This window comes from Hymenobacter sublimis (genome assembly GCF_023101345.1).
Lineage (GTDB): Bacteria > Bacteroidota > Bacteroidia > Cytophagales > Hymenobacteraceae > Hymenobacter > Hymenobacter sublimis.
Window position 1 is genome coordinate 1,923,964 of record NZ_CP095848.1, and the last position, 18,931, is coordinate 1,942,894.

Genomic DNA, 18,931 nt, shown 5'->3' on the forward strand with positions numbered 1-18,931 from the left:
CGCAGCAAAGGTCCTTCAAAGACGCTGTGCAGGAGCACGGGTTTACTTTTAACACCTTTTTGCACGACACCGCTCTGGGCCGGCCCCTAGATTTGGTGCCGTTCGGCCGGCTAGATTTTTACTCTAGCTTCTTTCAGGTAGTGAAAAGCGAGCAGGACTTGTTTGCCGTAGCCCGGCTGGAGCGTAGTCAAGCAATACCACACCGCTCACTTTAGTTGCTGTGAAACGATTCAAAAGTAAACGTTACAGCGTGAAGGACGCTTTAGCCATTGTGTTTGGGTCACCTCCGTTTGATAAGGAGTATCCCACTAAGGATATTCAGCGGGTCTTGAGTAAGCTGCTCGGCCGAGATTTAGCCGAGAAGGAGGTGCTATCCGCCTTGCAGCAAGTGCCTTTTGCAGCTGCTCACCAGCGCAAGAAAAATAAATTTCTGACATGGCAATTCACCCACGTGAATACTACCCAACATAGATAATTGATCAAGGAGCGCTTTGATTGGTTATGTCTCCTTGTTTTATAATTACAGTAGAATACCATAGAGTGTATTATAAAAACAAGTAAATGTGAATTATACTAAGTGCAAACGTGCTGGGCATTCTCAGCACGTTTTTTATTTAGCCCGATCTGTAAATTCGAGTTATAACAATAAGCAGCAATTAATTAAACAGTATAGCTAGGTAAAGTATTTTAAAGTAGTAACAACTACCTCCACGAAGGAATTAATAAGAACTCTATTTCTAACTATTAAGTGAGGTGAATGTGGGGTACTATCTCCAGCTGCTGATAGGGTTAAAAGCGGGAATTATCTGGCATCATGGCGCTAAATGTGCAGAGCAACGTGGTATACACCAGCAGCCACATGTTGTACCCCTCTAAATGGTCGCGGAGGTTCTTGATGGACTTTTGTTGCAGCTTCAGTTGGAGTAGGCGGAAACGTTGCTCAACCGTGAGCTGGTCCGCGGATAGAAGGCTTAAATCTTGGATAGTAGATGAGAGGATTTCCAGTAAGGCCTCTCTTCCCGATGCAGTACTTTGGCCGACAAAAGCCAGGCGCTCCTGGTTGTATCGAAAGCGGGTGCGGACCTCTTGGGTCATGGAGTTCGTAATAAAAAAGTAGAGTATCGTAGAAGGGAGCAACTTGCTCAATAACTATGCCCGCGGGCGGTTGGTGCTGAGAATACGTCAACTACAGGCCCAGGCGCGGGCAGCAGGCAAATCGGCAAAGCGCTTGAACTCAATGTTGAGTATGTGGACTGGGGTAGTATAAGCGTCCTCAATGAGGACGCGGTTGAGTAAATCCTCGGACTCAACCACAGCTAGGCGACGCAAGCCGCCGGCCGATAAAGCGGGCATAATTTCTGTAGCTATCCAAGCCAGATCCTCGGCGTTGAGCGGGCCGAGCCGGCGGTCATCCGCTATCCAATTCTCTATTCGGTGCTGCTGAACAAAGCCTAGGCCCTGTAAAATTGCCTCGCGGAAGCCTTCACTGTTGACATGGTCGCTCCAGACTGCTTCCAGGGTATGACAGCCAGCCTTCTGCAGATAGAAGGTAACAAACGCAGATGTCGCAAGTAGTACCATTACGCTAGGAGCAGAGCATCAAATTCAACCAGTTGTACCATACCGCTGTTGCTTAGATCTGTGCAGCGCCCGGCCATGGCCGGTTGTGGGCCACTAGTACCGCCACTGTGATGTGAAGGACTAATGAGGATACATTTAAGCATAGTATCGCCCCATGGATTGTCAATTTCCGGCATTTGTGTGAGAAATCTAAGTATTTTCCGTGTGGTCAGCTCGCCAGAAAGAATTTTGTCCTAGCAGTATCCGCCCAAAATACCAGCACTGAATGCCTCATAAACAACTAAGGCGAACAGTAACGGGCATATTAGTTTGTTCGACTCTTATTTTCCAACTAGTGCCGCGTTCTAGAGGAAAGAATAGGTAGGATAGCGAAAGAACGATGAAATCCCCACGCTAAAAAGTGGTTGAATAACGCCTTGGCACAGGTCTATTCCGATTCGCATACCTAGGCCCAAGCCGACGAATAGACTTAGCAAAACGTGACACGTTGCTGCAATAGTGACCATATGAGCGTTATAATTGTTGTTACAGCTTGAAATAGCAGTAGCCGTATTGATAGGCAAGCTTGAGCAGCTTCTGGGTACTAGCTTTAGTAAGTAGAGTCATCAATAATTAGGCACAAGAAAATAGCAGAACGGAAATATAAGGTTGTGATAAAACTGTGATAAAAAAGTAACGGGCATAAAAAAACGGCCCTCCTATACCGGAAAAGCCGTTTCTATATGTAGCGGGGACGAGAGTTGAACTCGTGACCTCAGGGTTATGAATCCTGTGCTCTAACCAACTGAGCTACCCCGCCGTCTTTTTTGCTGGTGCAAAGGTAAGGACAATATTTAACCTGATGCAAGCATTGCGCAAAAAAAAAACCCGTGTATATTGGCTCCCGGGCCACTTTTGCCGAGGAGGTGGCCTCACTAAATTCTTTACACTGTTTTGCTTATGCCCCTTTCTGCCACTCGTCTCAAGCACCGTTTTACGGTCGAATACCCCATTAATGCTTCCCCTAAAATCTTGTATCCCTACCTGGCTTCGGCATCGGGCCTGTCACACTGGTTCTGCCAAGATGTTCGTATTGATGCCGGCCGCTACAATTTCATCTGGGATAATCAGCCGCACTACGCAGAAATGGCTTCCCATCGAACCAACCGCTCGGTGCGGTTCGTATTCTTGGATGAGAACAAGCGGCACGCGCCCGATGCCAATTACTTGGATTTTCTCGTTGACGAGTCGCAATTGACCCAAGAAGTGTACCTGCGTATCGTGGACTACTCGGAGGAGACAGATACGGTTGAGCTGCAGGAAATGTGGGATAGTCTGATTCAGAAGTTGCGGGAACAGGTAGGAGGGTAGAGGACGTTTGGCTGATTACCGGGGAGCAGACGCGAAACGAGCCGTATCTTCGTTTCCCGTTTGCTCTTTTCTTTTTCCCTCTTGGAAGCCTGCTGGGCATGGTTGGGCTTCGCTTTTTTATGAAAAAACTCGATAAGCTTATTCTACAAGCTTTTGCTGGGCCGTTCTTCCTCACGTTTGCGGTGGTGCAGTTCATTTTCCTCATGCAGTTCATGATGAAATACATGGACGACCTAGTAGGCAAAGACCTGGGGCTGGGGGTTATAGCACAGTTGCTATTTTACTTCAGCGTGCTCATTGTGCCCATATCCCTGCCTTTGGCCGTGTTGCTATCCTCGCTCATGACCTTCGGAACCCTGGGGGAGCACCATGAGCTAACGGCCATCAAAACGGCAGGAATTTCTCTTACCCGCATCCTGCGGCCGGTACTGCTGGTGAGCATGCTGCTAGCCGGCGGAGCTTTCTGGTTTAACAATACCATTGTGCCCCTGGCAAACCTGGAGGCCTATAGCCTGCTCTGGGACGTTCGCCAGCAGAAGTTGGCGCTGGATATTCGCGAAGGGGTTTTCTACAATGGTATTCCGGGCTACACCATCAAGGTAAATCAGAAGTTGGGGGAGAATGGCGACATTCTCAAAGGGGTAATGATTTATGATCATACCCAAAGCTCTGGCTCCATGCGGGTAATTCTGGCCGACTCCGGGCGCATGTTTACGCGTTTCGGCGGGCAGTATCTGGGGTTGGAACTGTTTCGGGGGCGCATGTACGTAGAGCAGCCAAGCACGGATAACCGCAACGGCGCCAACTTCGTCCGGCAGAATTTCGGCCGTAACCTGATTACCTTTTCGCTGTCCTCTTTCGGGCTTGACCGCACAAAAACGGAGCTGTTCGCCGCCAACAAGATGATGCTGAACCTGGACCAACTGGCGCACTTCACAGATTCTTTGCACCAGCGCGTGCGCATCGAGCGGGTGCAGCTGATCACGCAGCTCAACCCATACTACACTTACCTGCGCTTTGACACCACCGGCCAAGCCGCCGCGTTGCGCGTGCAAAACTGGAAGGTTTCTCCCGCCGAGCTCCGCCCCGTTAGCCTCAATATTACCCAGCAGGCCGCAAACCGGGCCCGCAATGTGCGCTCCTTCCTCGGCACGTCGGCTGAGCGGCTAACCAACCTGAGCAAGGAAACGGCCAACTACCGCATTGAAAGCTTCAAGAAGTTTACTCAGTCGGCCGCTATTCTGCTCATGTTTTTGATTGGGGCTCCGTTGGGCGCCATCATCAAGAAGGGTGGCCTGGGAGTGCCGATTCTTGTTTCCATCGTCTTCTTTATTATTTACTACGTCCTTTCCATCATGGGCGAGAAATACGGCCGCGAAATGGTAATGCCCGTGGGCCCAGGCATGTGGCTAGCTACTAGCTTGCTGCTACCGGTTGGCCTGTTCTTCCTGTACCAAGCGCGCCACGACTCCGGATTACTGGATATTAAGTGGGCTCAACTGCTGCCCAATTGGTTGCGGTGGCCATTACGCGGCTATAAGAAAGTAAGCTAGCGAACGAAGGCTTGCCGCGAGTGCCAGATATTTTCGACATTTTCTCGGAGTAAAAGCCTACCTTTGCGGCCACCCCGAAGTGCGGGGTGAATTCTCTTTTCATTTTTAATCTAAGACGGGGAAACCTATCTGCCGATGAAACTCACTACTGAAGCAAAACAGGCCATTTTCGAGAAAAACAGCCTGCAGAAGTCCGCTAACGACACCGGTTCGGCCGAGTCGCAGATTGCTCTGTTCACGACCCGCATCACGCACCTGACGGAGCACCTGAAAGTTAACAAGAAGGACTACTCGACCCGTCTGGGTCTGCTGAAGCTTGTTGGTAAGCGTCGCCGGATGCTGGACTACCTCCAGCACCGCGAAATCAACCGCTACCGCGCCATCATCAAGGAACTGGGCATTCGCAAGTAAGCCCACGGTCCGGAGCAGGGAGCCTTTCCACTGGGGAGGTTCCCTGCTCTTTTTTTGTCCGAAGCCGGCTGCATTATTCCGCCGGTTTCGTTGTTTACTCCCCCGAAGGATATTTCTTCAGAGCAAAGTAGGGCTACTGCTGGCCCTATTTTTACGGCTGCTCGCCCGCTGTCGCTTTCTTAAGCAACCCTAAGATGCCCAACTACACCGCGGTTACCAAACACATTACGCTGCCCGACGGGCGGCAGATTTCCATTGAAACTGGCAAGCTGGCCAAATTCGCCGACGGCGCCGTTGTGGTGCGCCTGGGCGACGCCATGCTGCTGGCAACGGTCGTTTCGCAGCCCAGCTCCCGCGGCGACGTGGACTTCCTGCCCTTGTCGGTGGACTACCAGGAGAAATTCGGCGGTGCCGGCAAAATTCCTGGCTCGTTCCAGCGCCGTGAAGGTCGCCTCTCTGATTACGAAATTCTCGTGTGCCGCCTTGTGGACCGCATTCTGCGCCCGATGTTCCCCAAGGACTACCATTACGAGGTGCAGGTGCTGATTTCGCTGATTTCTGCCGATAAAGACGTGCAGCCCGATGCCTTGGCCGCCCTAGCTGCCTCAGCTGCCCTGTCAATTTCTGACATTCCGTTTGCTGGCCCGATTTCCGAAGTGCGGGTAGCCCGCATCGACGGCAAGCTGCAAATCAACCCCAAAAGCTCGGACATTGCCCGCGCTGACATTGACCTGATTGTAGGCGCTACGGCTACCTCGGTAGCCATGGTGGAAGGGGAGATGAACGAGGTGAGCGAGGAGGAGATGGTAGAAGCCATTGCCTACGCCCACGAAGCCATCAAGGAGCAGTGCCGCGTACAGAGCGAGCTGGCCGCCGAAATTGAAAAGTCGCACGTAAAGCGGGAGTACCCCAAGTACGACGAAAATGACGAGCTGAAGCAGCGCATCCACGAGGGCGTGTACCAGCAGGCGTACGCCATTGCTCAGTCGGGCAATACCAGCAAGGCCGGCCGTAAGGAATCTTTCGGCGCCGTTAAGAAGTCCCTGATAGAGAAACTGCTGGAAGAGCAGCCCGAACTGGACATGAAAATGTTTGGCCGCTATTACTCTTCGGCTGAGAAGAAGGCCATCCGTGACATGATGATCAAGGAGCGTACCCGCCTCGATGGTCGTCAGCTGACGGAAATTCGCCCGATTTGGAGCGAAGTAAACTACCTGCCCGGCGCCCACGGCTCGGCCCTGTTTACCCGCGGTGAAACTCAGTCGCTGACTACGGTGGCCCTGGGTACCAAGCTCGATGAGCAAATCATCGACTCGGCCATGCAGTCGGGCTACAGCAAGTTTATGCTACACTATAACTTCCCGGCCTTCTCGACCGGTGAAGTGAAGCCCAACCGTGGCCCCGGCCGCCGGGAAATTGGCCACGGCAACCTGGCCCTCCGTTCCCTGAAGCGGGTGCTGCCTTCTGAGGAAGAAAATCCCTACACCATCCGCATCGTGTCGGACATCCTGGAGTCGAACGGCTCCTCGTCGATGGCTACGGTATGCGCTGGTTCGCTGGCCCTGATGGATGCCGGTATTAAGGTCCGCGCCGCCGTTTCGGGTATAGCCATGGGCCTCGTGCAGGACAAGGAAACCGGCGAATACGCTGTGCTGTCTGACATTCTGGGCGACGAGGACCACCTCGGCGACATGGACTTCAAAGTAACTGGCACCGAGAAAGGTATCGTGGCTTGCCAGATGGATATTAAAATCCAGGGCCTGAGCAACGAAATTCTGACGGCTGCTTTGCACCAGGCTCGTGAAGGCCGGCTGCACATCTTGGCCGAGATGGCCAAGACGCTAGCTACTCCGGCCGCGGAGCTGAAGCCTCACACTCCCCGCTCGCACAAAATGCTCATTGATAAAGAGTTTATCGGGGCAGTAATCGGGCCGGGCGGTAAGGTTATTCAGCAGATTCAGAAGGATACCAACGCCACGGTAATCATTGAGGAGAAGGACGAGAAAGGCCACGTAAGCATCTACGCTTCCAACCAGGAAGACATGCAGGCCGCCATCGACCGGATCCGCGCTATTGCTGCCGTACCGGAGATTGGTGAAACCTACAAAGGCAAGGTTCGCTCGATTCAGCCTTATGGTGCTTTCGTAGAAATCATGCCGGGCAAAGACGGTCTCTTGCACATTTCGGAGGTAGCCCACGAGCGGCTGGCCTCGCTGGAAGGCGTGCTGGAAGTAGGGCAGGAGATTGACGTAAAACTGCTCGACATCGACAAAAAGACCGGCAAATACCGCCTCTCGCGCAAGGTGCTTCTGCCCAAGCCTGAGCGGGCCGCCGACTCGAACGGCAGCGCCCAGTAAGAACTCCCCGAACTTTCGCGGGTACCGGCGTGTTGCACATAATCAATGCCGGTACCCGCGTTTGGGTATCTTCCGTACATCGGACTGACAACGACGTTTAGTAGCAATCACAACTCCATTCTCACGCGCCCGCAATGAGACAGCTAAAAATCAGCAAGCAGATCACCAACCGCGAAAGCCAGTCGCTGGATAAATACCTCCAGGAGATTGGCAAGGTGGATCTGCTGACCCCCGACGAGGAGGTGACGCTGGCGCAACGCATCAAAGAAGGTGATCAGCAAGCGCTGGAAAAACTCACCAAGGCTAACCTTCGCTTCGTGGTGTCGGTGGCCAAACAGTACCAGAACCAAGGCCTTTCGCTGGGTGATTTGATCAATGAGGGCAACCTTGGTCTGATCAAAGCCGCCAAGCGTTTTGATGAAACCCGCGGCTTTAAGTTCATCTCCTACGCCGTATGGTGGATTCGTCAATCCATTCTGCAAGCCCTGGCCGAACAGTCGCGCATTGTGCGTCTGCCCCTGAACCGGGTAGGCTCGCTGAATAAGATTTCCAAATCCTTCTCCGAGCTGGAGCAAAAATTCGAGCGGGAGCCCTCGCCCGAGGAAATTGCTGAAGTACTGGAGCTGACCACTTCGGAGGTAGTAGATACCCTGAAGATTTCGGGTCGCCACGTATCCGTGGATGCTCCCTTCGTGCAGGGTGAGGAAAACCGCCTCCTGGACGTACTCGAAAACGAAGACGAGGAGAGCCCCGACACGGGCCTGATGAACGACTCGCTTCGCAAAGAAGTGCAGCGTGCCCTGAGCACCCTGACCAAGCGCGAAGCTGACGTCATCACGCTGTATTTTGGCCTGAACGGGGAACACTCTCTTACGCTAGAGGAAATCGGCGAGAAATTTAACCTAACCCGTGAGCGGGTGCGCCAGATCAAGGAGAAAGCCATCCGCCGGTTGCGCCACACCTCGCGCTCCAAAGCCTTGAAACCCTACCTGGGGTAATTTATTCTACCCTTTCGCAGAAAACCCTGACCCTTGGTTGGGGTTTTTTGTTGTAGTACCAGCTCAACCCGGGTGGCAAAATTTCTGCTCCCGGGCGGAAGCAGCGTGCTGGTGTTACCTTTGCACCCCAACTATAACTTTACACAGCGCTGGCGTAGCCGGTGCTCCGTACTTCTCATGGCGACTACCTCCCCAGAACACATCAAGTGTCTGATTATTGGCTCCGGCCCGGCTGGCTACACGGCCGCTATTTACGCTGCGCGCGCCAACCTCAAGCCCGTCATGTACCAGGGCCTGCAGCCCGGCGGGCAGCTCACGATTACCAACGACGTAGAGAACTTCCCCGGCTACCCCGACGGCATTATGGGGCCGGAAATGATGGAAGACCTCAAGAAACAGGCGGCCCGTTTCGGCACGGATATTCGTTATGGCATTGCTACTGCAGTTGACTTCTCGGGTCATCCGCACCGGGTTACTATTGATGAGAATCTGGAGTTGACAGCTGATACGGTCATTATTGCCACCGGTGCCTCGGCCAAGTGGCTCGGCATTCCATCGGAGCAGCGGCTGAACGGCTCGGGCGTGTCGGCCTGCGCCGTGTGCGACGGGTTTTTCTACCGCGGCAAGGACGTGGCCATTGTGGGCGCCGGCGATACGGCAGCCGAAGAAGCTACCTACCTGGCTAACCTGTGCAGCAAGGTGTACATGATTGTGCGGAAGGGCGAGATGCGGGCCTCGAAAATCATGCAGAAGCGCGTACTCGATAACCCCAAGATTGAAGTGCTCTGGAATACCGTAACCGACGAGATTTTGGGAGAGCACGGCGTGGAAGGTGCCCGCCTCAAGAACGTGGTAGACGGCAGCACCCGCGACATTGCCATTGAGGGCTTCTTCGTGGCCATCGGGCACGAGCCAAACTCCAAAATTTTTCAGCCCTACCTGCACCACGACGAGCAGGGCTACCTTAAAACCCTCCCTGGTACGGCCAAAACCAACGTAGATGGAGTTTTTGCCTGCGGCGACGTGCAGGATTACACCTACCGGCAGGCCGTGACGGCCGCCGGCTCCGGCTGCATGGCCGCCCTGGATGCGGAGCGTTACCTAGCCGCGCTGGGGGATCATTAAGAGTGAATTGGTGAAGTTGTGAAATGGTGAGTTTTTCATTCCATGCAAGACAATGGGTGACACGGGCGTTACACCCTACACTCAAATCATTTCACAACTTCACAACCTCACCATTTCACCATTTACCCTGTTGCTCTTGCTGAATTTTGCGAAACACTGGCTGCTGCCGCTGCTACTGATCGGGCTGTTCTTTGGCTTGCCCGGCCAGCTGCTGGCCCAGCGCCGCAAAGTCCCCGAGCCGAAAGCAAAAGCTGGCTCGGCGGGCAAGCGGAAGGATTTCTTCCGGATTAAGTCGCCCACAATTCGCTACGTGCGGCCCGATACCACGATTCTGATTGAGACGGAGGAGCTACCGGATGAGGGTTCCGATGCGGCAAAGTCCATCTTCTTCAACCCGGCCAAAAAGCTCTCCATTGTGAGCGAGGATACGACCACGCTCAACGAAGGCGAGCAGCAGATCGTGGAAGTGTCAGAGGAAGTAAAAATTGATTCCTCCTGGATTAAAGTAGCGGGTTACTACGCCATTTGGGATACCCATAACATCAACCCCTACCGCGTAGACGGGCGCCATATCAAGGACACGCTCAACCTGAAGTTAACCGAGCCGGAGCGCCAGCGCTACGCCAAAATGCCCCTGAACCGGACGCCCATCACCTCAGACTTTGGCTTCCGGGGCTACCGCTGGCACTACGGCGTAGACTTGGACCTGGAAACCGGTGACTCCGTGAAAGCGGCTTTCGACGGGGTAGTACGCATTGTGAAGTGGGACGGCTCCGGCTACGGCAATTACATCTTGGTCCGGCACTACAACGGTATCGAGACGCTCTACGGGCACTTGCAGAAGTCGTTGGTGGCGCCCGGAACGTTCGTGAAAGCCGGCCAACTTATTGGCTGGGGTGGCAGCACGGGCCGCAGCAGCGGTTCTCACTTGCACTTTGAGGTGCGCTACGAGGGCAACCCCATCGACCCGGAGCGGATGTACGACTTCCCGGATTACCGCCTCATCAAAGACAATTTTCAGATTACTTCAGCCCTGTTTGCCTACTACAGCAAGTCATTGCGGTACCGGGGCGGGAGCGTGCCGGGTGCCAGCAGCGGCGGCAGCAGTAGCCGCAGCAGCGCCGCGAAACCCACCCAGGCCCGGCGCATTGTAACGCATAAAATCCGCAGCGGCGATACGCTGTCGGAAATTGCTGATAAGTACGGCGTATCGCAGGCCCAGATTCGTCGTCTGAATGGCGGCACGGCGGTACTGCGCGTAGGCCGAACACTCCGCATCAAGTAGGCTGGTCGTAGAACCGAGAACAGCAAAAAGCCCCGCTAAGGTGTAATCCTTAGCGGGGCTTTTTGCGCTAGTAGCGCGAAGCTGCCACCTCATGCATCAGTAATATGGCACTAGGTGCATGGCTGAACTAACCGCCGCTATACCAGCTTAGGGTGCAGCATCGGGAAATTGCGCTGGTGCCAGTAGGGGTAGATGGGCGGCGTGTCGCTGGCGGCATCCAACTTGGCCACTTGCTCGGGGGTGAGGTTCCAGCCCACGGCGGCCAGATTCTGGCGGAGCTGTTCCTCGTTGCGGGCCCCAATGACCAGGTTGACCACAGTGGGGCGCTGGAGCAGCCAGTTTAGGGCTACCTGAGCTACTGATTTGCCGGTTTCGGCGGCTACCTCATCGAGGGCATCAATAATGGCGAACAGCAACTCGTCGGGCACTTTAGGGCCCTGGCCGCCGCCCTGGGCTAGCCGGCTGCTTTCCGGAAGGGGCTGGCCCCGGCGAATTTTACCGCTTAGCAAGCCCGCCGATAAGGGGCTCCAGACGATGGCGCCTACCCCTTGGTCGAGGCCGAGGGGTAGGAGCTCCCACTCAAACTCCCGGTTTGCCAGCGAATAGTACGCCTGGTGGCCCACGTAGCGCGCCCAGCCGTAGCGCTCCGACACTGACAGGCTCTTCATCAGGTGCCAGCCCGAAAAGTTGGAACAGGCAATGTAGCGCACCTTGCCGCTCTGCACCAGGTCGTCGAGGGTGCGCAGGGTTTCCTCCACGGGCGTGTGCGCGTCGAAGCCGTGCATGTGGTAGATGTCGATGTGGTCGGTGCCGAGGCGGCGCAAGCTGTCTTCGCAGGCTCGCACCAGGTTCTGGCGGGAGGAGCCGTAGCCGTTTGGGTCCTCGCCCATGGGGAAGGTAGCCTTGGTTGAAAGCAGTACTTCCCCGCGCCGGCCTGCCAGGGCCTTGCCCAAAATCTCCTCCGACATCCCTTGGGAGTATACGTTGGCCGTGTCGAAGAGCGTAACGCCCGCTTCTAGGCAGATGTCAAGCAGGCGCCGGGCCTCATCAACCTGAGTGCTGCCCCAGGCTTTAAAAAACTCGTTGCCGCCTCCGAAGGTGGCCGTGCCGAAGCTCAGGACCGGGATGCGTAGGCCAGAGCGGCCAAGTTGTCTGTATTCCATAAATGAAAGGAGAAAATGCGTAGATGCCCTGCCCAGGGCACTACAGGTTGCTGCCGTATGGGTGGGACCTGGCTCTCGTTGTGGATTGCTTGGTGTAACTCGTTGCCACAGGCCAGGGTTTTCGCTAGGTGGTAGCCGCAAGGCGCTACCAGTAGTGCAAGCGCGCTAACCTGCTACTTTTGCCCGAGCTAAACCCGTGGCCCGAGCTTGCGTTTCGTGCTTGGTAGCGACTTTCCTTCCTCTCGACTTCCCTTTTTTTGCATGAAACTTGATATTCTGGCCTTCGGAGCTCACCCCGATGATGTTGAAATGTGCTGTGCCGGTACGCTGCTGGCCGCCGCTGCCGCTGGCAAGAAAATCGGCATCGTGGACCTGACCCGGGGGGAACTGGGCACCCGGGGCACTGCCGCTACCCGCGCCCAGGAAGCCGAAGCCGCCAGCCGCATCCTGGGCCTGAGCGCCCGCGAAAACCTGGGCCTGCCCGATGGCTTCTTCCGCAACAACCGGGAACACCAGCTGCCGCTAATAGCCGCCCTGCGCCGCTACCAGCCTGACGTGGTCCTCTGCAACGCCATCCATGACCGGCACCCCGACCACGGCCGCGGCTCCCAGCTGGAGTCGGAGGCGTGCTTTCTCTCGGGCCTGCGCATGATTGAAACCCTCGGCGACGACGGCCAGCCCCAGCAGCCCTGGCGCCCCCGCGTGGTGTATCACTACATCCAGGACCGCCAGATTCCGGCCGATTTTGTGGTAGATATTACCGCGCACTGGCCCAAAAAGTGGGAAGCCATCCAGGCCTACGGCACCCAGTTCTACAACCCCAACAGCACGGAGCCCACTACTTATCTGTCCACACCCGTGTTCAGCCAATTCCTGGAAGCTCGTGCCCGCGAGTTCGGCCACCTAATAGGAGCCGAATTTGGCGAAGGATTTACGCGGGAGAGGCCGATTGGCGTGCGAGAAATAACGGAGCTGATTTAAGTAAGCGGAAGGGAAATAGCCGGAAAGCATTCCGCGCACCGCTAGCGGAACATATCGGCTCATTGACTCACCCGTCAAGCAGAGCCCCGCGCAGGGCCTACTCCCCGCAGCCCGACTTGATACCATCAACTCGTTTGCGCGTGAGTAGGCCCTGCGCGGGGCTCCGCATAACGGGCTTTTTTTGAGTGTACGTTAAGATCTAAGCCCGCAATCTTTCCGACTGACTCCGATAAGCTTAGAACAATATGTCATTCAGTACATACACTGCATTAGGTAGAAACCAATACGGATATTCCACTCCTGCCAAGCAGCAGGTTTGCACGGTTTAGTATTATTTAATCTTGAATATAAAATACTAATTCCTATCTTGAGCGACCAGAACAGCGTCGGCTGTATTGGGAGCATATTGCTGTTGCCGCCTCCTGGACTGACCCCCACCCGTCCGGCCCTCCACGCTCATGTTTTACAAATTCGGCTAGCTTTTCCGCTGTTGCGGCGGGCTAGCGGACCAGCTCCGTATTGGGCAAGCAGTCTGCTGCCGCCCACCTTTCAAGTACCGGTCACCCTTGAAAGCCCTGCTATGAACAGTTTTACTACCTGGCGCCGAAAGGTTGGGAAACGGTTGCCCGAACCGGTGCTGCTGGGCGCGGCGTGGCTTTGCGCTACCTGCACTAGCCCCCACCAGCCGCCCGCCACGCGTACCCCGCACACCGCCGAAAGCTACGTGCGGCCCTACACCGCCGACTTTGGCTACGGCTGCAACATGGGCTACTACGGCAGCGGCTGGGACGACGAGCACCTGGCCTCGGCCATCAGCAAGGCCGGCGGGCAAACCATCCGAGTAACCCTGCCCGATCAGTTTTTGGACAAGTGGGGCTGGCAGGCCCGGCAGGCCGCCTTCGACCACCACACCACCAACCTGGGCTTGCGGGAACTGGTGTGCTTTGTGGGCGAACCTTCGGCCGAGCACCGCGACCAGACCGTGTACCCCGGCTGCCGGGAGCCGTCCAAGCTGTTTGCCAACCTCTACGAACCTATTTGGCTGGCCGACAGCACCATCAATCCGCGCAACTACTACGCCGCCTACATCTACCGGCTCACCCAAACCTACGGCAAGCACATCCGCTTCTGGGAGGTCGTCAACGAGCCCGATTTTATTACCGATGTCAGCAATAAGGAGTGGCTGGAGCGGGCCCCCAGGCCGGCCGAAACCACCAACACGCTGGCGCCCATCTACCACTACATCCGCACCTTGCGCATCACCTGGGAGGTAGTGAAAAAATACTGCCCCGAGGACTACGTGACGCCCGGCGGCCTGGGCTACGCCGAGTACCTCGATGCCTTGCTGCGCTACACCGATAACCCCCGTGGTGGCGCCGTTACGGCCCAATTTCCGGCCCGGGGCGGGGCGTATTTCGACGTGGTAGACTACCACGTGTACCCTTCGTACTACCTGCGCCGGCGCAATCTGCTGCACACGGGCTTCAACTACCAGCGCAACTCCGACAACGCCGCCGCTCAGCTGCTGCGCCACAAAGCTCAGTTTGAGGCCGTGCTGCACCAGCACGGTTTCAACGGCGAAACCTACCCCGAAAAGCACTTCATCGTTACGGAAACCAACATTAGCCGCCGCACCGCCGAGTGGCGCTACGGCTCCGATGAGATGCAGCGCAACTTTGGCATGAAGGCCCTGATCATTGCCCAGAAAAACGGCATTCGGCAGGTGCACTTCTATAGTATAGCCGAAGCCGCCGACGCCCCCAAACAGCCCGCGGGCGTTGCCGTCGACGACGAGTTCAAGCTCATGGGCATGTATGAGAATATGAACCGCGACCTGCCCGGCCGGGAAAAGCTGACCCAACTCGGGCTGGGCTTCAAAACCACGGCCGAGCTGCTAGCAGGCTGGCACTATGATGCCGCCCGCACCGCCGCCCTCCACTTGCCGGAGGAGGTAGACGGGGCCGCCTTCCGCCGCGCCGACCAGTACCAGTATGTGCTGTGGGCTAAAACCCCAATCGATCAGCAGGAGGAGGCTACGGCCCGCTACACCTTTCCGGCCACTTGGCCAGTAGCCGGGATAGAGCGCCGAGGTTGGGATTTTGGAATTTCCGGCACGAGCATGCGCCTACCCGGGCGCGAGGTGCTGCTAGATGGGGCGCCTGCCTTCTTCACCATGCTACCCCTCACGGGCTTGCAATTGGCCACCGTTGCTAAGCCCTACCTCAGTAGCCCAAAACAGTGATACTCCGGCCACCTTGCGTTGCAACATGCATAGGCGCCAGAGTGCATCAGTGACTCTATCTTAACTTGCTGTTAATTTTGTATTATTAAGATAATATATTTTTAATTATATATAAATGTGCGCTAAATCAAGCTCTTATGAAGTTTATTAAATTTGATAATTGTATTTTTGACGAAATTGAGGTGGGCAACACGTGAAGTTGAATCGAGGAAAACGTGCCCGCTTTTAGCAGCGAAAAAGAGGATAATTTGTTTGATGGCTGGCCCAGGCCTAGCAAGTGAGATGGGTACTCCGGCTGCTTTTCTGAAGGTAGCGGGAGAAGGAATAGGAGTAAGGATGCTGTTTGCTCACTCTACAGTAGTGGTCAACGATGGGGCTTCCCACGAAGAGGGGAAGAGTGGGCGTTTCATAGGGCAGCGGCGGCGGTTTACTACATGCCGGACGCTCAGATAGGAAGCGCGACGGGAAGAGAAAAAAACACGATTCCGCAACTGCGGGAACCACACTAGCGCACTACACTACCCAGTCTGCTGCCTGGCATATTGGCTTACCAAAACGAGGGTAGCCCGCGCAGTAGCGGCTTACCCCACACCTTCACCAAACTTCTTTTGAAATGGGGAAATTTTCCAGATGGATGGCGCTGCTTGCCTATGCTGTATGCTTTTTGCTGGCCCTCACGGCCCGGGCCCAAAGCGAAACGCGGGTCAGTATCACTACCATTACACCCAGCGTAAACACGGGCCAAGACTACTCGCCCTGGCTGAATGACAACCTAAACGAGTTGGTCCGCAACCACTGGGACCCTACCAACTTTCAGTACATCGACGTGACGCTTCGGCTGGCCCAGCGCACGAACGTGAGTCGGCTGCGGCTCTATGATTTCGAGGGTTCCTTCGCCGATAAGCCCGCTTCCATTTACGCCCTCAATGGTACCCAGCGCACCTTGCTGGGTACCTTCACCGGGGCCCTTTACCAGCAGTGGGTAGAGCTGGCCGTAGCCACGCCGGTAGCCGCCGATGCCATCATTGTGCGGAAATACTGCAACAACCTGCCGCACAAGATTCAGGTGTTCGGGTATGCCAGCGGCACCGCTAGCCCCGCCCCGGCGCCTACCCCAACTCCTGCGCCAACCCCGACCCCGAGTCCCGCATTACCGCAGGCAGTTATCAGCTTCGGGGCGCTGGCGGGCAAAACCGTGGGCGACGCGCCATTTGCGCTTAGCGCCACCAGCACCAACTCGGCTACGCCCATCACCTTTACCTCGTCCAATCCGGCGGTGGCTTCGGTTTCCAACGCCGGCGGGCAGTGGCAGGCCACGGTGGTCGGGGCAGGTACTACCACCATTACCGCCTCACAGGCGGGTAGTGCTGCCTACCTGGCAGCCGCTAACGTAAACCAAAACCTAACCGTGCAAGCTGCGCCGGCCCCGGCGCCTACCACGCCCGCGCCCACTACGCCGAGCACGCCCAGCACTGCGGCCCGGGCAATCAAACTCAAGCAATCCTTCGGGGTGAATGCCTTTGAGTGGGACCTGGAAGACCCCAACCGGCCCTGGGAGGTGGAAGCCGCGCGCCTGGCCGGCGTGAAGAACTTCACCGGCATCCGCCACTACCTCGACTGGGAGCGGCTGGAATCCTCGGAGGGCAGCTACACGTTCAACCCTACCCATAGCGGGGGCTGGAACTACGATGCCATGTACCAGCGCCTCAAGACCGAAGGCGTGGAAGTGCTGGCCTGCATTAAAACCCTACCGGGCTGGTTGCTGAACACCTGGCCCGCCGACCAGCGCGACAACGAAAACGTGCCCGTGCGCGGGGGCGCTGACTTCAGCAACCCCGCTTCCTACCGCGAGCAGGCCCGCATGGCTTTCCAGTTTGCCGCCCGCTACGGCCGCAACACTGGCCTGAGCCGCAGCCTCGTGACGGTGAATACTACCCCGCGCTGGCCCGGCGACGGTATTAATGAGGTGAAGATTGGCCTGAACCTGATTACCTACGTGGAGTGCGACAACGAGCGGGACAAGTGGTGGAAGGGCGCCAAAGCCTACCAGACGCCCGCCCAGTACGCGGCCAACCTCTCGGCTTTCTACGATGGGCACCGTAACACCATGGGTTCAGGCATTGGCGTGAAAAACGCTGACCCCACCATGCAAGTGGTGATGGCCGGCCTGGCCAAGCCCGACCCCGAGTACGTGAAGGGCATGGTGGAGTGGTGCCGCCAGCACCGCGGCTACCGCCCCGATGGCAGCGTAAACCTCTGCTGGGACGTCATCAACTACCACAACTACTCCAACGACGCCGGCACTTCCCAAGGCGGCAACTCCACCCGCGGGGCGGCCCCCGAGGTGTCGGATGCGGCGCCGGTAGCGCGCAGCTTCGTGCAGATGGCCCGCCAGTACTGCGGCAACATACCCGTCTGGATTACCGAAACGGGTTTCGACACCAACCAGGGCAGCCCGTTCAAGGCCATTGCCATCGGCAGCCGCTCGGTGCAGGAAACCCAGGCCGACTGGCTGCTGCGCACGGCCCTGCTCTACCCGCGCTACGGGGTGGAGCGCGTGTTCTTCTACCAGCTCTACGACGACAACCCGGGCAGCTCCACCCAGTTTGCCACCATGGGCCTGCTCAACGCCGACCGCACCCCGCGCCTGGCTACCCAGTACTTGCGTCAAACCAACCAGCTGCTGGGCGAATACACGTTCAAGGAAACCCTGAACACCGACCCCGTAGTGGACCGCTACGAGCTGAACGGGCAGCAAGCCTACGCCCTGGTAGTACCCGACGAGCGGGGCCGCACCGTGCAGTACACCCTCAACCTGGGCACCGCCGCCTACGCCGATGTGTACCGCCCCGGTGCCAGCGCTATGGCTGTGCAGCGCGTGAACCTAACGAACGGGCAGCTGAGCCTTCTGGTGACGGAAACGCCGCTGTTTGTCCTGCCGGCGGCGGGTAGCACCAGCAGCACCCCGCCAGCTACGTCGGCGCCGGCTGTGTGCTCAGCTACCGGCACTATCCTGCGCGAGCAATGGAACAACGTGGGCGGCTCAGCCGTGGCCGACATTCCGGTGCAGACCGCGCCGGCCAGCACTAGCCAGCTCACCCAGTTTGAAAGCAGCCGCAACCTCGGCGACAACTACGGGGCTCGGATCCGCGGCTACCTGTGCCCGCCCCAAACTGGCGCCTATACCTTCTGGATTGCCGGCGACGACAACTGCGAGCTGTGGCTGAGCCCCGATGGTGACCCCGCCCGCAAAGTGCGGATTGCCTCGATAAACGGCTACACCAACTCGCGCGAGTGGAACAAGTACGCCAGCCAGAAATCAGCCCCCGTTACCCTGACGGCCGGTCAGCGCTACTACATTGAGGCCCTGCACAAAGAGCAAGGCGGCGACGACCAGGTGTCCGTGGCTTGGCAGCTGCCTGATGGCACCATGGAGGGCCCCATTCCGGGCAGCCGGTTGTCGCCCTACACGGGCAGCAGCGCCCGCCTGACGGCCACGGCCAGCAGTGCTCAGCTAGGCGACGGCGCCGCGGCCCGCGTAACGGCCAGTGCCGCTGAGGACCTAGCCTTCACGGTAGCGCCTAACCCATTCAGCACCAGCAGCGAAATCACCTTCCGCCCGCTAACAACCGGCCGGGTTACCCTGGCCGTGTACGACCTGCAGGGCCGGCTGGTGCGCCAGCTCCTAACTGGGACCGTGGAAGCCGGCAGTACGCAGCGCGTTACGCTGCACGCCCAGGGCCTGCCCACCGGCGTGTACCTCGTCCGGCTGACCACTCCCGCCGCCGTGCTCAACCAACGGGTAGTGCTGTCAGAGTAGGTAGTCATGCCGGAGTAGCACAGCGAAATTCGTCTACTGTCCTTCCGAGCAGGGCGAGGAATCTA

14 protein-coding genes and 1 tRNA gene are annotated in these 18,931 nt (G+C 57.1%); 11 read left to right on the plus strand and 4 right to left on the minus strand.

The window, feature by feature from the left end; translation table 11 throughout:
- Window positions 1–220 precede the first annotated feature (220 nt).
- Window positions 221–475, plus strand: a complete 255-nt coding sequence (locus MWH26_RS08135; RefSeq protein WP_244696098.1) for a hypothetical protein — start codon at window positions 221–223, stop codon at window positions 473–475.
- Between the two features lie 314 nt (window positions 476–789).
- Here MWH26_RS08135 and MWH26_RS08140 read toward each other — a convergent pair whose 3' ends face one another.
- The 3 genes from MWH26_RS08140 to MWH26_RS08150 all read right to left on the minus strand — a co-directional run bounded on the left by MWH26_RS08140 (window position 790) and on the right by MWH26_RS08150 (window position 2,380).
- Window positions 790–1,095: a hypothetical protein gene (locus MWH26_RS08140; RefSeq protein ID WP_247976807.1), complete on the minus strand. Its 306-nt coding sequence runs from the start codon at window positions 1,093–1,095 to the stop codon at window positions 790–792.
- Window positions 1,096–1,182: 87 nt separating this feature from the next.
- Window positions 1,183–1,353, minus strand: coding sequence for a hypothetical protein (locus tag MWH26_RS08145; RefSeq protein WP_247976808.1), 171 nt, complete (start codon window positions 1,351–1,353; stop codon window positions 1,183–1,185).
- A 953-nt stretch (window positions 1,354–2,306) separates the two neighbouring features.
- Window positions 2,307–2,380 (minus strand) — tRNA-Met (locus tag MWH26_RS08150).
- 140 nt (window positions 2,381–2,520) lie between these two features.
- On the opposite strand from MWH26_RS08150, the gene MWH26_RS08155 reads away from it, so the two are divergent.
- The 7 genes from MWH26_RS08155 (at window position 2,521) to MWH26_RS08185 (ending at window position 10,660) form a co-directional block, all read left to right on the plus strand.
- Window positions 2,521–2,931 (plus strand): START-like domain-containing protein, encoded by a 411-nt coding sequence (locus tag MWH26_RS08155; protein ID WP_244696101.1) that lies wholly within the window; start codon window positions 2,521–2,523, stop codon window positions 2,929–2,931.
- Between the two features lie 119 nt (window positions 2,932–3,050).
- Window positions 3,051–4,484: an LptF/LptG family permease gene (locus MWH26_RS08160; RefSeq protein WP_247976809.1), complete on the plus strand. Its 1,434-nt coding sequence runs from the start codon at window positions 3,051–3,053 to the stop codon at window positions 4,482–4,484.
- A 135-nt stretch (window positions 4,485–4,619) separates the two neighbouring features.
- Entirely contained in the window at window positions 4,620–4,895 is a 276-nt protein-coding gene (gene rpsO / locus MWH26_RS08165) for a 30S ribosomal protein S15 (protein WP_188558566.1), read from the plus strand.
- A gap of 194 nt (window positions 4,896–5,089) precedes the next feature.
- On the plus strand, window positions 5,090–7,252 hold the full coding sequence (locus MWH26_RS08170; RefSeq protein WP_244696103.1) for a polyribonucleotide nucleotidyltransferase: 2,163 nt from the start codon (window positions 5,090–5,092) through the stop codon (window positions 7,250–7,252).
- A 134-nt stretch (window positions 7,253–7,386) separates the two neighbouring features.
- Window positions 7,387–8,250, plus strand: a complete 864-nt coding sequence (locus MWH26_RS08175; protein ID WP_022823752.1) for a sigma-70 family RNA polymerase sigma factor — start codon at window positions 7,387–7,389, stop codon at window positions 8,248–8,250.
- Window positions 8,251–8,427: 177 nt separating this feature from the next.
- On the plus strand, window positions 8,428–9,375 hold the full coding sequence (trxB, locus tag MWH26_RS08180; protein WP_244696104.1) for a thioredoxin-disulfide reductase: 948 nt from the start codon (window positions 8,428–8,430) through the stop codon (window positions 9,373–9,375).
- Window positions 9,376–9,511: 136 nt separating this feature from the next.
- Complete coding sequence (locus MWH26_RS08185; protein WP_247976810.1) at window positions 9,512–10,660, plus strand: peptidoglycan DD-metalloendopeptidase family protein; 1,149 nt, start codon at window positions 9,512–9,514, stop codon at window positions 10,658–10,660.
- A 137-nt stretch (window positions 10,661–10,797) separates the two neighbouring features.
- Here the strand turns inward: MWH26_RS08185 and MWH26_RS08190 are convergent, their stop codons facing one another.
- Window positions 10,798–11,823, minus strand: a complete 1,026-nt coding sequence (locus MWH26_RS08190; protein ID WP_247976811.1) for an aldo/keto reductase — start codon at window positions 11,821–11,823, stop codon at window positions 10,798–10,800.
- A 261-nt stretch (window positions 11,824–12,084) separates the two neighbouring features.
- Here MWH26_RS08190 and bshB1 point away from each other — a divergent pair, with 261 nt between their 5' ends.
- The 3 genes from bshB1 to MWH26_RS08205 all read left to right on the plus strand — a co-directional run bounded on the left by bshB1 (window position 12,085) and on the right by MWH26_RS08205 (window position 18,866).
- Complete coding sequence (bshB1, locus tag MWH26_RS08195) at window positions 12,085–12,804, plus strand: bacillithiol biosynthesis deacetylase BshB1 (RefSeq protein WP_247976812.1); 720 nt, start codon at window positions 12,085–12,087, stop codon at window positions 12,802–12,804.
- A 580-nt stretch (window positions 12,805–13,384) separates the two neighbouring features.
- The gene (locus MWH26_RS08200) at window positions 13,385–15,046 is read left to right on the plus strand and encodes a hypothetical protein (protein ID WP_247976813.1); all 1,662 of its coding nucleotides are present in this window, start codon (window positions 13,385–13,387) and stop codon (window positions 15,044–15,046) included.
- A gap of 613 nt (window positions 15,047–15,659) precedes the next feature.
- Window positions 15,660–18,866, plus strand: a complete 3,207-nt coding sequence (locus MWH26_RS08205; RefSeq protein WP_247976814.1) for a PA14 domain-containing protein — start codon at window positions 15,660–15,662, stop codon at window positions 18,864–18,866.
- The last annotated feature ends 65 nt before the right edge of the window (window positions 18,867–18,931 follow it).

What these genes read in the sequence shown, in the direction of transcription:
- MWH26_RS08190 (WP_247976811.1), bottom strand. Translation starts at nt 11,823, where the DNA reads ATGGAATACAGACAACTTGGCCGCTCTGGCCTACGCATCCCGGTCCTG.
- MWH26_RS08170 (WP_244696103.1), top strand. Translation starts at nt 5,090, where the DNA reads ATGCCCAACTACACCGCGGTTACCAAACACATTACGCTGCCCGACGGG.
- MWH26_RS08155 (WP_244696101.1), top strand. Translation starts at nt 2,521, where the DNA reads ATGCCCCTTTCTGCCACTCGTCTCAAGCACCGTTTTACGGTCGAATAC.
- MWH26_RS08140 (WP_247976807.1), bottom strand. Translation starts at nt 1,095, where the DNA reads ATGACCCAAGAGGTCCGCACCCGCTTTCGATACAACCAGGAGCGCCTG.
- MWH26_RS08200 (WP_247976813.1), top strand. Translation starts at nt 13,385, where the DNA reads ATGAACAGTTTTACTACCTGGCGCCGAAAGGTTGGGAAACGGTTGCCC.
- MWH26_RS08175 (WP_022823752.1), top strand. Translation starts at nt 7,387, where the DNA reads ATGAGACAGCTAAAAATCAGCAAGCAGATCACCAACCGCGAAAGCCAG.
- MWH26_RS08145 (WP_247976808.1), bottom strand. Translation starts at nt 1,353, where the DNA reads ATGCCCGCTTTATCGGCCGGCGGCTTGCGTCGCCTAGCTGTGGTTGAG.
- MWH26_RS08205 (WP_247976814.1), top strand. Translation starts at nt 15,660, where the DNA reads ATGGGGAAATTTTCCAGATGGATGGCGCTGCTTGCCTATGCTGTATGC.
- trxB (WP_244696104.1), top strand. Translation starts at nt 8,428, where the DNA reads ATGGCGACTACCTCCCCAGAACACATCAAGTGTCTGATTATTGGCTCC.
- bshB1 (WP_247976812.1), top strand. Translation starts at nt 12,085, where the DNA reads ATGAAACTTGATATTCTGGCCTTCGGAGCTCACCCCGATGATGTTGAA.
- MWH26_RS08160 (WP_247976809.1), top strand. Translation starts at nt 3,051, where the DNA reads ATGAAAAAACTCGATAAGCTTATTCTACAAGCTTTTGCTGGGCCGTTC.
- rpsO (WP_188558566.1), top strand. Translation starts at nt 4,620, where the DNA reads ATGAAACTCACTACTGAAGCAAAACAGGCCATTTTCGAGAAAAACAGC.